16 protein-coding genes are annotated in these 17,262 nt (G+C 69.3%); 10 read left to right on the top strand and 6 right to left on the bottom strand.

Features of this window, described 5'->3' with window-relative positions; all coding sequences use genetic code 11:
- Nucleotides 1–10: 10 nt before the first annotated feature.
- Both AMK31_RS10665 and AMK31_RS10660 read left to right on the top strand, forming a co-directional pair.
- On the top strand, nt 11–415 hold the full coding sequence (locus tag AMK31_RS10665) for a VOC family protein (protein WP_073940212.1): 405 nt from the start codon (nt 11–13) through the stop codon (nt 413–415).
- Nucleotides 416–476: 61 nt separating this feature from the next.
- On the top strand, nt 477–980 hold the full coding sequence (locus tag AMK31_RS10660; protein WP_073940211.1) for a DinB family protein: 504 nt from the start codon (nt 477–479) through the stop codon (nt 978–980).
- A 142-nt stretch (nt 981–1,122) separates the two neighbouring features.
- Here the strand turns inward: AMK31_RS10660 and AMK31_RS10655 are convergent, their stop codons facing one another.
- From AMK31_RS10655 to AMK31_RS10635, 5 genes are all read right to left on the bottom strand, one after another.
- Nucleotides 1,123–2,172 carry an ABC transporter ATP-binding protein gene (locus AMK31_RS10655; protein WP_073940210.1) on the bottom strand — a complete coding sequence of 350 codons (1,050 nt, stop codon included), beginning with the start codon at nt 2,170–2,172 and terminating at the stop codon, nt 1,123–1,125.
- Between the two features lie 26 nt (nt 2,173–2,198).
- A complete protein-coding gene (locus AMK31_RS10650; protein WP_073940209.1) occupies nt 2,199–3,233 on the bottom strand; it encodes an ABC transporter ATP-binding protein in 1,035 nt (344 codons plus the stop codon).
- A gap of 49 nt (nt 3,234–3,282) precedes the next feature.
- Entirely contained in the window at nt 3,283–4,263 is a 981-nt protein-coding gene (locus tag AMK31_RS10645) for an ABC transporter permease (protein ID WP_073940208.1), read from the bottom strand.
- 101 nt (nt 4,264–4,364) lie between these two features.
- Nucleotides 4,365–6,125 carry an ABC transporter substrate-binding protein gene (locus tag AMK31_RS10640; protein ID WP_073940207.1) on the bottom strand — a complete coding sequence of 587 codons (1,761 nt, stop codon included), beginning with the start codon at nt 6,123–6,125 and terminating at the stop codon, nt 4,365–4,367.
- Nucleotides 6,126–6,207: 82 nt separating this feature from the next.
- Nucleotides 6,208–7,236, bottom strand: a complete 1,029-nt coding sequence (locus AMK31_RS10635) for an ABC transporter permease (protein ID WP_198948465.1) — start codon at nt 7,234–7,236, stop codon at nt 6,208–6,210.
- 453 nt (nt 7,237–7,689) lie between these two features.
- Here AMK31_RS10635 and AMK31_RS10630 point away from each other — a divergent pair, with 453 nt between their 5' ends.
- The 5 genes from AMK31_RS10630 to AMK31_RS10610 are packed head-to-tail and all read left to right on the top strand — an operon-like array spanning nt 7,690 to nt 13,276.
- Complete coding sequence (locus AMK31_RS10630) at nt 7,690–9,315, top strand: peptide ABC transporter substrate-binding protein (protein ID WP_073940205.1); 1,626 nt, start codon at nt 7,690–7,692, stop codon at nt 9,313–9,315.
- A gap of 9 nt (nt 9,316–9,324) precedes the next feature.
- The gene (locus tag AMK31_RS10625) at nt 9,325–10,248 is read left to right on the top strand and encodes an ABC transporter permease (RefSeq protein WP_073940204.1); all 924 of its coding nucleotides are present in this window, start codon (nt 9,325–9,327) and stop codon (nt 10,246–10,248) included.
- Complete coding sequence (locus tag AMK31_RS10620; RefSeq protein ID WP_073940203.1) at nt 10,241–11,254, top strand: ABC transporter permease; 1,014 nt, start codon at nt 10,241–10,243, stop codon at nt 11,252–11,254. Before AMK31_RS10625 ends, AMK31_RS10620 begins: the two co-directional genes overlap by 8 nt.
- An 8-nt stretch (nt 11,255–11,262) precedes the next feature.
- Nucleotides 11,263–12,246: an ABC transporter ATP-binding protein gene (locus AMK31_RS10615; RefSeq protein ID WP_073940202.1), complete on the top strand. Its 984-nt coding sequence runs from the start codon at nt 11,263–11,265 to the stop codon at nt 12,244–12,246.
- Nucleotides 12,239–13,276 (top strand): ABC transporter ATP-binding protein, encoded by a 1,038-nt coding sequence (locus AMK31_RS10610; protein ID WP_073940201.1) that lies wholly within the window; start codon nt 12,239–12,241, stop codon nt 13,274–13,276. Before AMK31_RS10615 ends, AMK31_RS10610 begins: the two co-directional genes overlap by 8 nt.
- A 119-nt stretch (nt 13,277–13,395) precedes the next feature.
- Here the strand turns inward: AMK31_RS10610 and AMK31_RS10605 are convergent, their stop codons facing one another.
- On the bottom strand, nt 13,396–15,516 hold the full coding sequence (locus AMK31_RS10605; RefSeq protein ID WP_073940200.1) for a S9 family peptidase: 2,121 nt from the start codon (nt 15,514–15,516) through the stop codon (nt 13,396–13,398).
- A 176-nt stretch (nt 15,517–15,692) separates the two neighbouring features.
- On the opposite strand from AMK31_RS10605, the gene AMK31_RS10600 reads away from it, so the two are divergent.
- From AMK31_RS10600 to AMK31_RS10590, 3 genes are read left to right on the top strand one after another with little or no spacing between them, the layout of a single operon-like run.
- A complete protein-coding gene (locus AMK31_RS10600) occupies nt 15,693–15,887 on the top strand; it encodes a hypothetical protein (RefSeq protein WP_073940199.1) in 195 nt (64 codons plus the stop codon).
- Between the two features lie 29 nt (nt 15,888–15,916).
- Nucleotides 15,917–16,783, top strand: coding sequence for an N-acetyl-1-D-myo-inositol-2-amino-2-deoxy-alpha-D-glucopyranoside deacetylase (gene mshB / locus AMK31_RS10595; RefSeq protein ID WP_073940198.1), 867 nt, complete (start codon nt 15,917–15,919; stop codon nt 16,781–16,783).
- Complete coding sequence (locus AMK31_RS10590) at nt 16,780–17,190, top strand: DUF6113 family protein (RefSeq protein ID WP_073940197.1); 411 nt, start codon at nt 16,780–16,782, stop codon at nt 17,188–17,190. The genes mshB and AMK31_RS10590 overlap by 4 nt, the downstream gene beginning before the upstream one ends.
- Nucleotides 17,191–17,262 lie beyond the last annotated feature (72 nt).

Here is a 17,262-nt window from a genome sequence, read left to right as displayed (position 1 = left end):
GGATCGGCCCGTGCTGCATCACGTGGAGCTGTGGGTGCCCGACCTGGGCCGGGCGGCCGGCTCGCTCGGCTGGCTGCTGGAACGGCTGGGCTGGGCGCCGTACCAGGACTGGCCGGCCGGGCGGAGCTGGCGGCTGGGGGAGACGTACGTCGTCGTCGAGCGGTCGCCGGCCCTGCGCGGCGACCGGCACGACCGGCTGCGGCCGGGCCTGAACCACCTCGCCTTCCATGTGCCCGGCGACCGGGCCGCGCTCGACGCGCTGGTCGAGGAGGCCTTCGCGCACGGCTGGACCCTGCTGTTCCCGGACCGCCACCCGTACGCGGGCGGGGCGGAGCACTGCGCGGCCTACCTGGAGAACGCGGACGGGTTCGAGGTGGAGCTGGTGGTGAAGTCGGCCGGGACGCCCGCTGATTGACCGGCCGGGGCGCCCGCTAATTGACTCGACAGGCGAACGCGCGCCCGTCATGCTCCCAGCGATGACACGCACCGACACGCCTCCCGCATGGGACGAGCGCACCCAGCTGACCACCTTCCTCGACTACGCCCGTGACACCGCGCGCGCCAAGTGCGAGGGCGTCTCCGCGGAGAACGCCCGCCGGGCCCCGCTGCCCGGATCGCCGCTGATGACCCTGTCCGGGCTGATCAGCCACCTGCGCTGGGTGGAGTACTGGTGGTTCCAGGTGGTCTTCCTCGGCGAGGAGGACGAGGGCCCGTGGACCGAGGAGGACCCGGACCGCGAAATGCGTATCGCGGTGGACATCCCGCTGCCGGACCTGCTGCGCGAGTACGCCGACCAGTGCGCCCGCTACCGGGACCTGGTCGCCGCCAACGACCTCGACACCCGGGCCAAGCGCACCATCCGCGACGGCCGCCACGTCGACCTGCGCTGGATCCTCCTGCACCTGACCGAGGAGACCGCCCGCCACAACGGCCACCTGGACATCATCCGCGAACTGGTCGACGGCACGACCGGCGTCTGACACCCAGGCGACCCGTACAGCGAAGGCCCGCGCCTTGGGGAGGCGCGGGCCTTCTGCCCCGGGAAGCGGACGTTCGCGGGCTCGGGTCAATGGGCCGGTGAAGGTCCGTTCCGTGGTGGCGGCTGACGGAAAAGGGGTGTTGTCAGGCCGCCGCCTGGGGGTCCTTGGAGAGACGAGGGGCCGGAACGGTTCCCTCCGTCTCCGGGTAGTGGCAGGCGGTCAGGTGGCCCGGCTTGTTGCCCTCCACCTGCACCAGCGGCGGCGCCTCCGACGCGCACTTCTCGGTCGCCTTCCAGCAGCGCGTGCGGAAACGGCAGCCCGACGGCGGGTTGATCGGAGACGGCACGTCACCGGTGAGGCGGATGCGCTCACGAGCCGGCCCGTCCTCGTCGACCGTGGCCTCCGGCACGGCGGACAGCAGCGCCCTGGTGTAGGGGTGCCGCGGGTTGCCGTACAGATCGTCGCGGTCGGCGATCTCCACGATCTTACCGAGGTACATGACCGCGACGCGCTGTGAGAAATGCCGTACGACGGCCAGGTCGTGGGCGATGAAGACGAACGCGATGCCCATGTCCCGCTGGAGCTGCTGGAGCAGGTTGACCACCTGCGCCTGGATGGACACGTCGAGCGCGGAGACCGGCTCGTCGGCCACGATCAGCTTCGGCTCCAGCGCGAGGGCGCGGGCGACGCCGATGCGCTGGCGCTGGCCGCCGGAGAACTCGTGCGGGAAGCGGTTGTAGTGCTCGGGGTTGAGGCCGACGATCTCCAGCAGCTCGCGGACACGCTTCTCGCGGCCGCCGGCCGGGTCGATCCCGTTGATCTCCATCGGACCGGAGATGATCTTGCCGACCGTCTGGCGCGGGTTCAGCGACGCATACGGGTCCTGGAAGATCATCTGGATCTCGGACCGGACCGGCGCCAGCTGCTTGCGGCCCGCGTGCGTGATGTCCTGGCCGCGGTACGAGATCGTGCCGGCCGTCGGCTCCATCAGGCGGGTGATCAGGCGGCCCGTCGTCGACTTGCCGCAGCCGGACTCGCCCACCAGGCCCAGGCTCTCGCCCTCGTGGACCTGGAAGTCCAGGCCGTCCACGGCCTGCACCGCGCCGATCTTCCGCTTGATCGGGAAGCCGCCCATCACCGGGAAGTGCTTGGTCAGGCCCTTGACGTCCAGGAGGGGGTTCGTGTTGCTCATGATCGTGAAGTCCCGTCTCAGTTACGTCAGCGCCGGGTTTCGGCGAGGTCGGCGAGGAAGTCGGCGCGCTGCCCGGCCGTCAGGTGGCAGGCCGAGCCACGGCCGTCCACCACGTCGAGGACCGGCCGCTCGGTGGAGCACAGGCCGCCCGCGACCTTCTCCGCGAACGCGCACCGCGGGTGGAAACGGCACCCGGACGGCGGGTTGAGCAGCGACGGCGGCGAACCCGGGATCGGGTTCAGCGGCACGTCGACCGGGTGGTCAAGGCTCGGCATGGAGCCCAGCAGACCCCAGGTGTAGGGGTGCTGCGGGGTGCGCAGCACCTCCTTCTTGCTGCCGCGCTCCACGCACCGGCCGCCGTACATCACCAGCACGTCGTCCGCGATGTCCGCGATCACGCCCAGGTCGTGGGTGATGAAGATGATCGAGGTGCCGAACTCCTGCTGGAGGTCCTTGAGCAGGTCCATGATCTGCGCCTGCACGGTCACGTCGAGCGCGGTCGTCGGCTCGTCCGCGATCAGCAGCTCCGGGTCGCAGACCAGCGCCATCGCGATCATCGCGCGCTGGCGCATACCGCCGGAGAACTGGTGCGGGTAGTCGTCCACCCGGATGTCCGGCTGCGGGATGCCGACCCGGCGCAGCATCTCCACCGCCCGCGCCCGGGACTCCTGCTTGGAGGCGCCGGTGTGCTTGCGGTAGGTCTCGGCGATCTGCCGGCCGACGGTGTGGTACGGCGACAGCGAGGCCAGGGCGTCCTGGAAGATCATCGCCATCTTGTTGCCGCGCAGCTTCTCCAGCTCCCGCTCACTGGCGGTCAGCAGCTCCTTGCCGTCGAGCAGGATCTCGCCGTCGAGGCTGGTGCGCTTGCGGTCGTGCAGGCCGAGGATCGCCAGGTTGGTGACGGACTTGCCGGAGCCCGACTCGCCCACGATGCCGAGCGTCTGTCCCTTCGCCAGGTCGAAGGAGAGACCGTCGACGGCCTTGACGACGCCGTCTTCGGTGGAGAAGTGGACCTTCAGGTCCCTGACGGACAGGAAGGGCTGCTGGTCGGTGCTCGTCACGGGGACGCTCCTGAGGGGGGTGATGCCGGGGTAGCTGGTGGGGACCGGGTCAGGCGAGCCGGATACGCGGGTCGATGAGGGCGTAGACGAGGTCCACGATGATGTTGGCCACGACGATCGCCGAGGCGGCGACGACCGTGACGCCGAGCAGCATGGGCAGGTCGCTGTCGGTGACCGCGCGCACGGCGCGGGTGCCGAGCCCCTGCAGGCTGAACGTCGACTCCGTGATGATGGCACCGCCGATCAGGGTGCCCATGTCGATGCCGAAGATCGTCACGATCGGGCCCATGGCCCCGCGCCAGGCGAACCGGAAGAAGACGTTGCGGCTCGACAGGCCCTTGGCCCGGGCCGTGCGCACGTAGTCCTCGTTCAGCTGCTCGACCAGCTGCGAGCGGGTCATACGCGTGTAGTTGGCGGTGAAGATGATGGACAGCACGATCCACGGCAGCAGCAGACCCGAGACCCAGGCGCCGGGGTCCTCGGTGAACGGCGTGTACGACGGCGGGTCCAGCACGCCGAGCTGCTGCACCAGCAGGAACATGGCGATGTAGCCGACGAAGTAGATCTGCAGCGAGGAGCCGAGCAGCGAGACGGAGCTGGCGGTCTTGTCCAGCCAGGTGCCCTGCTTCACCGCGGCGATCATGCCCGCGCCGATACCGATGATCAGGAAGAAGACGGCCGCGCCGATGGCCAGCGAGATGGTCGTCGGGAGGTCCTTCATGATCGTCTCGAAGACCGGCTCGGTGTTCGTGAACGAGTAGCCGAGGCAGGGCGCGTTGCAGTGCCCGTAACCGATGTAGTCACGGCCCACGAAGATGCCCTGGAGCCAGTGCCAGTACTGCACCGGCATGGGGTCGGCGATCCCCAGGTTCTGCCGCACCTGCTCCAGCAGCTCCGGGTCACAGACCTTGCCGCAGGCCATCCGGGCGGGGTCGCGCGGGATGGCGTAGAAGAGGAAGAAGGTGACGGCGCTGATGATCAGCAGAATGACGAGTGCGCCGATCACTCGGCGGACCAGGAAACGCAGCATGGGTGTGGACTTTCCGGACGGGGCGCCGTCGCCGGGGTGTGGGGAGCGTGGACGGGGCCGGGGCGGCGGGCCGTTGTGCGGTCCGCCGCCCCGAGGGTGCGTCAGGCCTGGGCGAAGACCTTGGCGATCGAGACGCAGGTGTCACCGGGGTTGTACTGCACGCCACCGATCTTGGAACCGTGGAAGTAGTTCCGGATCGGGTTGTAGTCCGGGACGCAGGCGGCCAGCTCCATGATCTGGCGGTCGATGTCGCCCCAGGCCTTGTTGGCCTTCTCCGGGTCGGTCTCGACGGTCGCCGCGGCGATCGCCTTGTTGACGCTGGTGTTGTCGAGCTGCGCCCAGTTCACACCGCCGTCGGCGACCTGGCTGCCGTCCCAGCACGGGTAGATGACCGCGTAACCGGCCGGCCAGTCCGGGCCCCAGCCGGCCGCGAACAGGTCGAACTCGTTGTCCAGCTGGCTGATCTCGCTGTAGAAGGTGGTCTTGTCGACCTGCTTGGTCACCACGCTGAAGCCCGCCTTCTCCAGGGCGTTCTTGATGGTGACGGCTTCCTTCACGGCCTTGTCGGACTGCTGGAAGGCGATGACCAGCTTCTGGCCCTCCTTGCCGGCCTCCTTCAGCAGCGCCTTGGCCTTCTCCGGGTCGCCCATCGGCTTGGTCTTCTTGCCGTACAGGTCGAAGTCGGCGTGGCCCGGGGTGAGCGGGGAGATGATCGTGGTCGCGGTCTCGGTGACCGCGGAGCCACCGCGCTGCTGCTTCAGCTGCTGGGCCGGCCACGCCCAGTTGATGGCCTGGCGGACCTTCTGGTCCTTGATCCGGGTCATGTTGATCGGGAAGTAGTAGCAGGTCGTGTCGACCTGGGTCAGCACGCGCTTCTTCAGCGTGGCGTCGCCCATGACCTTCTGGACCCGCTCGGAGGCGACCTCGTTCAGCAGCGACATGGCGAACGCGTCGTTGCCCTTGTCGGCGATGTACCGGTCGGTGGAGGCCAGCGACTGGTAGCCGAACTGCATGACGACCTTGTCCGGGTAGCCGTTGCGGACCGGGTCCTTGTCGGCCTCCCAGTGCTCGTTGCGCACCAGGACGAGGGACTTGTCGATGTCCCGGCTCTCGATCTTGTACGGGCCGCAGGAGTACGGGCGCTTGTCGTACTTCTTCTTGGTGTCGTGCTTCTTCGGCACGATCGCGAAGCCGCGCATGGCCAGCATGTAGTTGAAGTCCGCGTGGCCTTCCTTCAGGCGGAAGGTGACGGTGTTGCCGTCGATCTCGATGGACTTCAGGTGCTTGCCCTCGTACGGGCCCTTGTACTTGTCGCCGCCCTCGAGCCAGTTCTGCGGGTAGCGGGGGCCCTCGGTGACGAAGTCGGCGAACAGGCGCTCGAAGGTGTGGCGGACGTCCTCGATGGTGACGTCCTCGCCGTCCTCCCACTTGACGCCGTCCTTCAGCGTGAAGGACCAGGTCTTGCCGCCGTCCTTCATGGTGCCCGGGTCGGTGGCGAGGTCGCCGACCAGGGTGGTGTTGCCCTTGGAGTCCATCCGGTAGCCGGTCAGACCGCGCAGGAACAGCACCGCGCCGGCGCCGGTGTACGAGGAGTAGATCTGGGCCGGGTCCAGGTGGTCGAAGTCGATCTGGTCCAGCGTGTAGATCGTGCCGCCCTTCTTCGCGCCGGGCATCTCCGGGGCCGGGCCCTGGGAGTCGGCCTTGGTGCCGACCGTGATGGTGGCGGCCTCGGCCTTGTCCATCGACGGGGCCTTGCTGGCGCTGTCGCCGCCCGCGTTGCCGCTGCTGCACGCGCTCAGCATCGTGGTGGCTCCGGCGGCCACACCGGTGGCTATCAGGAAGTTTCTGCGCGAGAAGGACATGGCTTACCTGCCTAGGAGTGAATGGATGAGAGAGGTGCTGCTCGCCGGGCGGCGGTGACCGGGCTTGGGGTGGTGCGGGTGCTCAGCGCTTGGACTTGGGGTCCAGGGCGTCACGGACGGAGTCGCCGAGCAGGTTGAACGCGAGGACGAAGATGATCATCGACACGCCCGGGAAGATCATGAAGGTGATGTCGTCCGTGTAGAACGTGGCACCGCGCTGGATCATCACGCCCCAGTCGGGAGTGGGGTCGATGATGCCGACGCCGAGGAAGGCCAGGCCCGCCTCCGCGGTGACGAACGCGGGAAGCATCAGCGTGGACTGGATCAGGATCGGGGTCCACAGGTTGGGCAGCAGTTCCTTGAAGATGATCCGGGCCGGGGAGGCGCCGGTCACCTTCGCGGCCTCCACGAACTCCCGCTCGCGAAGGGCCAGCACCTGGCCGCGTAGCAGCCGGGCGATGGAGGCCCAGCCGAAGGCCGTGAGAACCAGGATCAGGCAGGTCGCCCGCAGCGAGGTCGGGATCTCCTCGTCCGGTGCCACGAAGAGGCCGTAGACGACCGGCATGAAGGCGATGAAGAACAGGGTCGACGGGAACGACAGCAGGATGTCGATGATCCGGCCGATGATGAAGTCGGTCCGGCCGCCGAGGTAGCCGGCCGTGATGCCGACGATCACACCGATCACCGTGACCAGCAGCGTGGTGGCGGTCGCGATCAGCAGCGAGGTGCGGATGCCGTAGATCAGGAAGGTGAAGACGTCCCGGCCCATCGAGGGCTCGACGCCGAACCAGAAGTCGCCGTCGATGCCGCCGTTGGCCTTGATGGGGAAGCCCGCGTCGTTGAGCAGACCGGGGATCTCCTGGCCGTACTGGTCGTACGGGTTCTTGCCGTAGAGGGCGGAGATCAGCGGCGCGCAGATCGCGATCAGGAAGAAGAAGATCACGATGCAGGCGGATATGACGCCCGTACGGTCCCGCTTGAAGCGGTTCCAGGCCAGGCGGCCGGGGGAGCGGCTCTCGTTGCCCTTAGGGGTGGAGGGCGCGGGCGACGTGTCGACGCTCTCGTCGGTCACCTCAAGCGGGGCAGCCGCGGATGGAGTTGGGGGGGTCATGGTGCTCCTGGCCCAAGGGAGGGTCTGAGTGACTCCGCAGGGCGCTCCCCTACGGGCTACGCGGGACTTTTTCAACGCAATTCATTCAAGGTCAACAAATTCTGGTCCGAGTTGGGTTTCTCTTTACTTTCTTTGCCTCCCCTTGACTGTTCCGTAGCTACGCGGGTAGCGCTTCCGTGATCAACCCGTGTCTTACATCGGGCCAACTGCGTGAAACGGACTATGTGTTCGTTATGCGGATGGCTGGGTGTCGAAATGCGTACATGCCCGGGTTGTTTTCCAACGGTTCGGCATCGGATCCCGGTGATCTGTTGCGTGACTTTTGAAGATCCACTTCAGCGTGCGGGCGACCGGGGGACAAGATCACCCCAAAGGACCGAGTACATTCGCGGCATGCCCTGATTCAGCTGATATTTGCCGATAACGAACCGGCTGGGTCTGAGGAGGCACACCATGCGCGGAGCCACGCACGCCACATGGGCCGCATGCACCGCGGCGGCAGTCCTCGCGGCGACCGCCTGCGGAGGCGGCGGCGACGGCGGCGCCGGTGGCGCGGTGCTCAGCTCCTCGTGGGGGGACCCGCAGAACCCCCTGGAACCGGCCAACACCAACGAGGTGCAGGGCGGCAAGGTCCTCGACATGATCTTCCGCGGGCTCAAGCGGTACGACCCGGAGACGGGTGAGGCGAAGGACATGCTCGCCGAGAGGATCGAGACCACCGACTCGCAGAACTTCACCATCACCGTCAAGGACGGCTGGACGTTCAGCAATGGCGAGAAAGTGACGGCGAAGTCCTTCGTCGACGCCTGGAACTACGGCGCCGACCTGAGGAACAATCAGCGCAACGCGTACTTCTTCGGGTATATCGAGGGCTACGACAAGGTCCACCCGGAGAACGGCGGCGAGCCGAGCGCCGACACCCTCTCCGGACTGAAGGTCACCGGCGACCGCACCTTCACCGTCAAGCTCACCCAGAAGTTCTCGACCTTCCCCGACACCCTCGGCTACAACGCCTACGCCCCGCTGCCCCGCGCCTTCTTCGACGACCACGACGCCTGGCTGGCCAAGCCGGTCGGCAACGGGCCCTACGCCGTGCAGTCGTACACCCGCGGCTCCCAGATGTCCCTGCGCAAGTGGGAGGAGTACCCCGGCCCGGACAAGGCGCGAAACGGCGGGGTCGACCTCAAGGTCTACACCGACAACAACACCGCCTACACCGACCTCATGGCCGGCAACCTCGACCTGGCCGACGACATCCCCGCCGCCCAGCTGCGCAACGTCCGCAGCGACCTCGGCGACCGCTACATCAACACCCCCGCCGGCATCATCCAGACCCTCGCCTTCCCGTACTACGACTCCGAGTGGGGCAAGGACGGCATGGAGAAGGTCCGCAAGGGCCTGTCCATGGCCATCGACCGCAAGCAGATCACCGACACGATCTTCCAGAAGACCCGCACCCCCGCCACCGACTGGACCTCCCCGGTGCTCGGCGAGGACGGCGGCTTCCAGGAGGGGCTGTGCGGCGACGGCTGCGACTACGACCCGGCCCAGGCCAAGAAGCTCATCGAGGAGGGCGGCGGGCTGCCCGGCGGCCAGCTCAAGATCACGTACAACGCGGACACCGGCTCCCACCGGGACTGGGTCGACGCGGTCTGCAACTCCATCAACAACGCCCTCGACAACGACCGCGCCTGCGTCGCCAGCCCGGTCGGCACCTTCGCCGACTTCCGCAAGCAGATCACCGACCGGAAGATGGCCGGGCCGTTCCGGGCGGGCTGGCAGATGGACTACCCACTGATCCAGAACTTCCTCCAGCCGCTGTACTACACCAACGCCTCCTCCAACGACGGCAAGTGGTCCAACGCCGAGTTCGACAAGCTCGTCGACGACGCCAACGCCGAGAGCGACACCGCGAAGGCCATCCAGAAGTTCCAGCAGGCCGAGAAGGTCGTCCGGGACGCCATGGCCGCCATCCCGCTCTGGTACCAGAACGGCAGCGCCGGCTACTCGCAGCGGCTCTCCGACGTCAAGCTCAACCCGTTCAGCGTCCCGGTGTACGAACAGATCAAGGTGAGCTGAGGAGGCGCCATGGGACGCTACGTCGTCCGGCGGCTGCTCCAGATGATCCCGGTCTTCATCGGGGCCACGCTGCTGATCTTCCTGATGGTGAACGTGATGGGCGACCCCATCGCGGGCCTGTGCGGCGAACGGCAGTGCGACCCGGCGACGGCCGCCCGGCTCAGACACGAGTTCGGCCTCGACAAGCCGGTCTGGCAGCAATACCTGACCTACATGGGCAACGTCTTCACCGGTGACTTCGGCACCGCCTTCAACGGCCAGCCGGTCACCGGGCTGATGGCCTCCGCCTTCCCCGTCACCATCCGGCTGACGATCGTGGCGATCCTCTTCGAGATCGTCATCGGCATCACCCTCGGCGTGATCACCGGCCTGCGCCGCGGCCACCCCGTCGACACCTCGGTCCTCCTGGTCACCCTCGTCGTCATCTCCGTCCCCACCTTCGTCACCGGCCTGCTGCTCCAGCTGCTGCTCGGCGTCGAGTGGGGCTGGATCAAGCCCTCGGTGTCCCCGGAGGCCGCCTTCGGCGAACTGATCGTCCCCGGCCTCGTCCTCGCCTCGGTCTCCCTCGCCTACGTCACCCGGCTGACCCGCACCTCCATCGCCGAGAACAAACGCGCCGACTACGTCCGCACGGCGATCGCCAAGGGCCTGCCCCGGCACCGGGTCGTCACCCGGCACCTGCTGCGCAACTCCCTCATCCCGGTCGTCACGTTCATCGGCACCGACATCGGCGCGCTGATGGGCGGCGCGATCGTCACCGAGCGGATCTTCAACATCCACGGCGTCGGCTACCAGCTCTACCAGGGCATCCTCCGCCAGAACACCCAGACCGTGGTCGGCTTCGTGACCGTCCTGGTCCTCGTCTTCCTGGTCGCCAACCTCCTCGTCGACCTGCTGTACGCCGTACTCGACCCGAGGATCCGCTATGCCTGAGCAGCCGCCCTACGAACCCGAGCGCGCCATCGCCGGCACCGGCATGGGCGGGCAGATGGACCTCGCGGCGAGCGAGGCGGTGACCCTGGAACCGACACCGCCGACCGCCCCCGGCGGACCGGCTCCGGGCGGACCGGCGGACACCGGCCCGGCGGGCGGCAAACCCCGCTCCCTGTGGTCCGACGCCTGGCACGACCTGCGCCGCAACCCCGTCTTCGTCATCTCCGGGCTGGTGATCCTCTTCCTGGTCGTCATTTCCCTGTGGCCGTCCCTGATCGCCTCCGGCAACCCCCTCGAGTGCGACCTCGCCAAGGCCCAGCAGGGCTCCCAGCCCGGCCATCCCTTCGGCTTCAACGGCCAGGGCTGCGACGTCTACACCCGCACCGTCTACGGGGCCCGCACGTCCGTCGCGGTCGGCGTCTGCGCGACGCTCGGGGTGGCGCTCCTCGGCAGCGTGCTCGGCGGACTCGCCGGATTCTCCGGCGGCGCGTGGGACTCGGTCCTGTCCCGGACCACCGACATCTTCTTCGCCATCCCGGTCGTCCTGGGCGGCCTGGTCCTGCTGTCGGTGGTCACCAGCAACACCATCTGGCCGGTGATCGGCTTCATGGTGCTGCTGGGCTGGCCGCAGATCTCCCGGATCGCTCGGGGCTCCGTCATCACCGCCCGGCAGAACGACTACGTGCAGGCCGCCCGCGCCCTCGGCGCCTCCCGCACCCGCCAGCTGCTCCGGCACATCGCGCCCAACGCCGTGGCCCCGGTCATCGTCGTCGCGACCATCGCGCTCGGCACCTACATCGCCCTGGAGGCCACCCTGTCCTACCTCGGCGTGGGCCTGAAGCCGCCCAGCGTCTCCTGGGGCATCGACATCTCCGCCGCCTCCCCGTACGTCCGCAACGCCCCGCACGCCCTGCTCTGGCCGTCCGGCGCGCTGGCGGTCACCGTGCTGGCGTTCATCATGCTCGGCGACGCGGTCCGCGACGCCCTCGACCCGAAGCTGAGGTGAGCCGGCACATGCTGCTGGAGGTACGCGACCTGCGCGTGGAGTTCCGGACCCGGGACGGCGTCGCCCGGGCCGTCAACGGCGTCACCTACGGCGTGGACGCGGGCGAGACGCTGGCCGTGCTCGGCGAGTCCGGCTCCGGCAAGTCGGTCACCGCCCAGGCGGTCATGGGCATCCTCGACATGCCGCCGGGGCGGATCACCGGCGGCGAGATCCTCTTCCAGGGCCGGGACCTGCTGAAGCTGAAGGAGGACGAGCGGCGCAGGGTGCGCGGCGCCGGCATGGCGATGATCTTCCAGGACGCGCTGTCCTCGCTGAACCCGGTGCTGTCCGTGGGAGACCAGCTCGGCGAGATGTTCGTCGTGCACCGGGGCATGTCGCGGAAGGACGCCCGGGCGAAGGCGGTCGAGCTGATGGACCGGGTGCGCATCCCGGGCGCGAAGGAGCGGGTGCGGCAGTACCCGCACCAGTTCTCCGGCGGCATGCGCCAGCGCATCATGATCGCCATGGCGATGGCCCTGGAACCGGCCCTGATCATCGCCGACGAGCCGACGACGGCCCTGGACGTGACGGTGCAGGCCCAGGTCATGGACCTGCTCGCCGAGCTGCGGCGCGAGTACGACATGGGGCTGGTCCTCATCACCCACGACCTCGGGGTGGTCGCGGACGTCGCGGACCGCATCGCCGTGATGTACGCGGGCCGGATCGTCGAGTCGGCCCCCGTCCATGACCTCTACAAGGCCCCCGCCCACCCCTACACGCGCGGCCTGCTGGACTCCATCCCGCGGCTGGACCGGAAGGGCCGGGAGCTGTACGCCATCAAGGGCCTGCCGCCCAGCCTCCTGGACATCCCCCCGGGCTGCGCCTTCCACCCGCGCTGCCCGATGGCCCGCGACGTGTGCCGCACCGACGCGCCCCCGCTGTACGAGGTGGACGAAGGGGGCGGCGAGCGGGGCAGCGCCTGCCACTTCTGGAGGGAGTGCCTGCATGGCTGAGCCGATCCTGGAGGTGCGCGGGCTGGTCAAGCACTACCCGCTGACCCGGGGCGTCCTCTTCAAGAAGCGGATCGGCGCGGTCAAGGCGGTCGACGGCGTCGACTTCACCCTGTACCGCGGCGAGACCCTCGGCATCGTCGGCGAGTCCGGCTGCGGCAAGTCCACGGTCGCGAGGATGCTGGTCAGCCTGGAGCGGCCGACCGCCGGTTCGATCCGGTACAAGGGCGAGGACGTCACCAGGCTCTCCGGCCGCGCCCTGAAGGCCGTACGCCGCAACATCCAGATGGTCTTCCAGGACCCCTACACCTCCCTCAACCCCCGGATGACGGTCGGCGACATCGTCGGCGAGCCCTTCGACATCCACCCCGAGGTCGCTCCCAAGGGGGACCGCCGCCGCAGGGTACGGGAACTCCTGGACGTGGTCGGCCTGAACCCGGAGTACATCAACCGCTACCCCCACCAGTTCTCCGGCGGCCAGCGCCAGCGCATCGGCATCGCCCGCGGCCTGGCGCTGCGCCCGGAGATCATCGTCGCCGACGAACCCGTGTCGGCGCTGGACGTCTCGGTCCAGGCGCAGGTCGTGAACCTGATGGAGCGTCTGCAGGACGAGTTCGACCTGTCGTACGTCTTCATCGCCCACGACCTGTCGATCGTCCGGCACATCTCCGACCGGGTCGGGGTGATGTACCTGGGCCGGATCGTCGAGACCGGCCGCGACGCCGAGATCTACGACCACCCCACGCATCCCTACACCCAGGCCCTGCTGTCCGCCGTGCCCGTGCCCGACCCCGAGGCGCGGGAGCACCGGGAGCGGATCATCCTGCACGGTGACGTGCCGTCCCCCACCAACGTCCCCTCCGGCTGTCGCTTCCGCACCCGCTGCTGGAAGGCCCGCGAGCGCTGCGCGCTGGAGGTGCCGGCGCTGGCGGTCCCGGAGGCCTTCGAGCACGGCACCGGTCCCGCCGTCCACCCCAGTGCCTGCCACTTCGCGGAGCGCAAGCACGTGGTCCCGACCGAGCCGGCGGAGTAACACGGTGGCAACTCGCCCGACCCGGTTCCGATATACGGACGCGGCAGACTGAACTCCGTACGGCCGTGCGGGTGCCGTTGACGGGCCGGGGTGCGCGCCACCCCGGCCCGTCGCCCGTGCTACTCCGCCAGGCCCAGCGAGCGCTTGAGGAAGTCCACCTGGAGCAGCAGCAGGTTCTCGGCGACCTGCTCCTGCGGGGTCATGTGCGTGACCCCCGACAGCGGCAGCACCTCGTGCGGGCGGCCGGCGGCCAGCAGGGCGGAGGACAGCCGCAGGGCGTGGGCGAAGACCACGTTGTCGTCGGCCGTGCCGTGGACGATCATCAGCGGACGGTGCGGCTCCGCGGGGGACGACAGTCCCTCGTCCGTCACCAGGGAGCTGCGCGCGTACGACTCCGGGTGGGCGGCCGGGTCGCCGAGGTACCGCTCGGTGTAGTGCGTGTCGTAGAGGCGCCAGTCCGTCACGGGGGCGCCGGCGATGCCCGCGTGGAAGACGTCCGGGCGGCGCAGGACCGCGAGCCCGGCCAGCCAGCCGCCGTAGGACCAGCCGCGAATGGCCACTCGGCGCAAATCCAGCGGGTGATTCCGCGCCAAATCCTGCAGCGCCTCGATCTGGTCGTCGAGGGAGACGGTGAAGTCGTGGTGGACGGCCTTCTCCCAGGCGGGGGAGCGGCCCGGCGTGCCCCGGCCGTCCGCGACGACCACGGCGAACCCCTGGTCGGCGAACCACTGCGAGGTCAGATGGGCGTTGTGCGCGGCCACGACGCGGGGGCCGTGGGGGCCGCCGTAGGGGTCCAGGAGAACCGGCAGGGGAGTGTCACCGTCGTAGTCCCGAGGCATAAGCACGGCGCACGGAATCCTTCGTGCGCCCCCCTCGGTGAGCGTCACGCGCGGGGACATACCGGGATCCTCCGCGTACGACGGGATGATCGCCGTCTGCTTCCCCTCCCGCAGCACCCGTACCAGCGCTCCCGGCCGCTCCAGCGTCGCCGACACCAGGACGGTCACGTCTCCGGCGCGCACGGCCGAGTGCACACCGGGCTCCTCGGAGAGGCGCTCGACGCCCAGCTCGTTGACGCGGTAGACATGCACCTCCCCGGTCTCCGGCCGTTCCGCTTCCGCGCCCGCGGACGCCGACACGAGGACGTCGTGAGACGTCACGTCGAGTACCGCACGGACGTGCAACTGGGCTCCGGTCAGCGGCCGTTCACCCACCGCGAGCACCCGCGCCCCGCCCTCGTCGGCGATCCGGACCAGCTGCCCGGAGGGGGACCAGCAGGGCACTCCAGGGAAAAGATCCAGCCAAATCGGATCTTCATCCGCGTGCACCATCCGGGTCGCCCCGGTGTCCGGGTCCACGGCCAGGTACAGCTGGCTCCGCTGGTCGCGCGCCTGCACCAGCAGAAGCGGCGCACCCGCCTCTGACCAGTGCACTCGCGCCAGATACGGGTAGCGGGCCCGGTCCCAGACGACCTCCGTGCGCGCTCCGTCGAGGTCGACGACGAAGAGCCGGACGTCCGCGTTCGCCGTCCCAGCTGCCGGATAAGGGACGTGTTGTGGGTCACGTTTCGGCTGCGCGGGATCGGAGATCCACCAGCGCTCCACGGGCGTGTCGTCCACCCGCGCCACCAGTAGCCGGTCCGACTCCGGCGCCCACCAGAAGCCGCGCGAGCGCCCCATCTCCTCGGCCGCGATGAACTCGGCCAGGCCGTAGGACACGCCCTCCGATTCCGGTTCCGCGAGCGCCCGGTCGCCCTCACCCTCGGCGCCGACGACCCGCAGCGCGCCTTGCCCGGCGTACGCGACCAGCCGTCCGTCGGGGGAGGGACGAGGGTCGATCACCGGCCCGGCGGCGGGCAGTTCCCGCGCCGTGCCGGCCCGCAGCTCGGCCGCGAAAAGCCGCCCTGACAAGGCGAAAGACGCCAACTCGACCGCCGCGTCGGTGGCGTAGCCGACGATGCCGGCACCGCCCTCACGGCTGCGTTCGCGGCGCGCCCGCTCCTCGGGTGAGAGGTCTTCCGCGGCGCCGCCCAGCAGGGCACCCGGGTCGGCGGCGACCCGCTCGGTGCCGTCCGCGAGGTCGAGCACCCACAGGGCGTTCGCCCGGTCCGTACCGGAACGCGAGCGCAGGAACACGACACGCGACGCGTCGGGCGCCACGGTGAACGAGCGCGGCGCGCCGAGCGTGAACCGCTGGGTCCGCGCGTGCCGTCGGGGGAAGGAGACAGGCTCGGTCGTCATGCCCTGACCATATTGGCCATGCGCCCCCTTGTGCGGCTGTGCGCCGACCGATGCGCGCGCACGGATAGTTATGATCACTAGCGCTGCGTGGGTATGAACCTGCTGGCTGCTGTATGGATTTACACGTTCCCCTGCTCTGTGCCCCTAATGTCCCCGGGTCTTGGAGGTGAGCCGCCGTGGCACTCTCGATTTCGGCGGTGGTGCTGCTGGCGATCATCGTCTTCCTGCTCATCAAGAAGTCAGGACTGAAGGCCGGGCATGCGGTGGTCTGCATGCTCCTGGGGTTCTACCTCGCCTCCTCGACGATCGCCCCGACGATCAGCGAGCTCACGACCAACATCGCCGGGATGATCGGCAGCATCAAGTTCTGACGCCCTTCTTGCGCCCTTAGGGTGGGCCTATGACGGACCTGCCCTCTCGGCGTCTGCTGCTGGTGCACGCGCACCCGGACGACGAGTCGATCAACAACGGCGCCACCATGGCGCGGTACGCGGCCGAGGGTGCCCATGTGACCCTGGTCACCTGCACCCTCGGCGAGCGCGGCGAGGTCATCCCGCCCGCGCTCGCGCATCTGACCGGCGCCGCCCTCGGCGCGCACCGGCTGCGCGAGCTGACCGCCGCCATGGCCGAGCTGGGCGTCACGGACTTCCGCCGGCTCGGCGGCGACGGCCGCTACGCGGACTCCGGGATGATGGGCATCCCCGACAACGACGACCCTGCCTGCTTCTGGCAGGCCGACGTCGACGAGGCCGCCGGACACCTCCTGAAGGTGATCCAGGAGGTGCGCCCCCAGGTCCTCGTCACCTACGACCCCCACGGCGGCTACGGCCACCCCGACCACATCCAGGCCCACCGCGTCGCCACGCGCGCCGTCGAGCTGGCCGACGAGGCCGGCTGCGCGCCCGCCAAGGTGTACTGGAACCGGGTCCCGCGCACGGTCGGCGAGGCCGCCTTCGCGCGCCTCCGGGAGGCACTGCCGGGCCTGTCCTTCGCCGAGGCCGGGGTCCTGGAGGACGTCCCGGGCGTCGTCGACGACGAGCGCGTCACCACCGAGATCGACGGCGGGGACACCCACGCCGCCGCCAAGGCCGCCGCGATGGCCGCGCACGCCACCCAGATCGAGGTGGACGGCGACTGGTTCGCCCTCTCCAACAAGCTGGCGCAGCCGGTGTTCCGCACCGAGTACTACGAGTTGGTGCGCGGAGAACGCGCGGGCGCGCGCGAGACCGACCTGTTCGCCGGGATCGATGCCGAGGAGGCGTCATGACGGACCGCGGCTCCCTGCTGGCCCAGCCCCTGACCCGCCCCTCCCTCGGGCGGATCGCCGCCCACCTGGGGCTCTTCCTGCTCGGCGTGGTGGTCGGCGGCGCCGGAGCGCTGGTGCAGGGCGGCTGGTTCCCCGCCGGGCTGCTGCTCGGCCTCGCGGGCGCGGCCGGGCTGTTCCTGGGCGGAGCGCGGGCCACCGGTGGCCGGGCCGGGGCCGTGTCGCCCGCCGCGGGCTGGCTGGTCGCCGTCGTCCTGCTCACCGCCAGCCGTCCCGAGGGCGACTTCGTCTTCGCCGCGGGGATCGGCTCGTATCTCTTCCTGCTCGGCGGCATGGCCTTGGCTGTGATCTGCGCCACCCTTGGTGCGGGGCGGCAACCTTCGGGGTCTTCCGTCCGACTTGGCAAGTGACGTACCACTTCGCTGTCAAGCCGACGTGCGAGTCCCGTGTGGTTTTCCCTGGCGGTCATGGGATAAGCGCCG

It is taken from the genome of Streptomyces sp. TSRI0107 (genome assembly GCF_001905845.1).
Taxonomy (GTDB): domain Bacteria; phylum Actinomycetota; class Actinomycetes; order Streptomycetales; family Streptomycetaceae; genus Streptomyces.
This window is presented reverse-complemented; position numbering and strand designations above follow the sequence as displayed.

What these genes read in the sequence shown, in the direction of transcription:
- AMK31_RS10625 (WP_073940204.1), top strand. Translation starts at nt 9,325, where the DNA reads ATGGGACGCTACGTCGTCCGGCGGCTGCTCCAGATGATCCCGGTCTTC.
- mshB (WP_073940198.1), top strand. Translation starts at nt 15,917, where the DNA reads ATGACGGACCTGCCCTCTCGGCGTCTGCTGCTGGTGCACGCGCACCCG.
- AMK31_RS10610 (WP_073940201.1), top strand. Translation starts at nt 12,239, where the DNA reads ATGGCTGAGCCGATCCTGGAGGTGCGCGGGCTGGTCAAGCACTACCCG.
- AMK31_RS10620 (WP_073940203.1), top strand. Translation starts at nt 10,241, where the DNA reads ATGCCTGAGCAGCCGCCCTACGAACCCGAGCGCGCCATCGCCGGCACC.
- AMK31_RS10655 (WP_073940210.1), bottom strand. Translation starts at nt 2,172, where the DNA reads ATGAGCAACACGAACCCCCTCCTGGACGTCAAGGGCCTGACCAAGCAC.
- AMK31_RS10590 (WP_073940197.1), top strand. Translation starts at nt 16,780, where the DNA reads ATGACGGACCGCGGCTCCCTGCTGGCCCAGCCCCTGACCCGCCCCTCC.
- AMK31_RS10605 (WP_073940200.1), bottom strand. Translation starts at nt 15,516, where the DNA reads ATGACGACCGAGCCTGTCTCCTTCCCCCGACGGCACGCGCGGACCCAG.
- AMK31_RS10615 (WP_073940202.1), top strand. Translation starts at nt 11,263, where the DNA reads ATGCTGCTGGAGGTACGCGACCTGCGCGTGGAGTTCCGGACCCGGGAC.
- AMK31_RS10635 (WP_198948465.1), bottom strand. Translation starts at nt 7,236, where the DNA reads ATGACCCCCCCAACTCCATCCGCGGCTGCCCCGCTTGAGGTGACCGAC.
- AMK31_RS10660 (WP_073940211.1), top strand. Translation starts at nt 477, where the DNA reads ATGACACGCACCGACACGCCTCCCGCATGGGACGAGCGCACCCAGCTG.
- AMK31_RS10630 (WP_073940205.1), top strand. Translation starts at nt 7,690, where the DNA reads ATGCGCGGAGCCACGCACGCCACATGGGCCGCATGCACCGCGGCGGCA.
- AMK31_RS10645 (WP_073940208.1), bottom strand. Translation starts at nt 4,263, where the DNA reads ATGCTGCGTTTCCTGGTCCGCCGAGTGATCGGCGCACTCGTCATTCTG.
- AMK31_RS10640 (WP_073940207.1), bottom strand. Translation starts at nt 6,125, where the DNA reads ATGTCCTTCTCGCGCAGAAACTTCCTGATAGCCACCGGTGTGGCCGCC.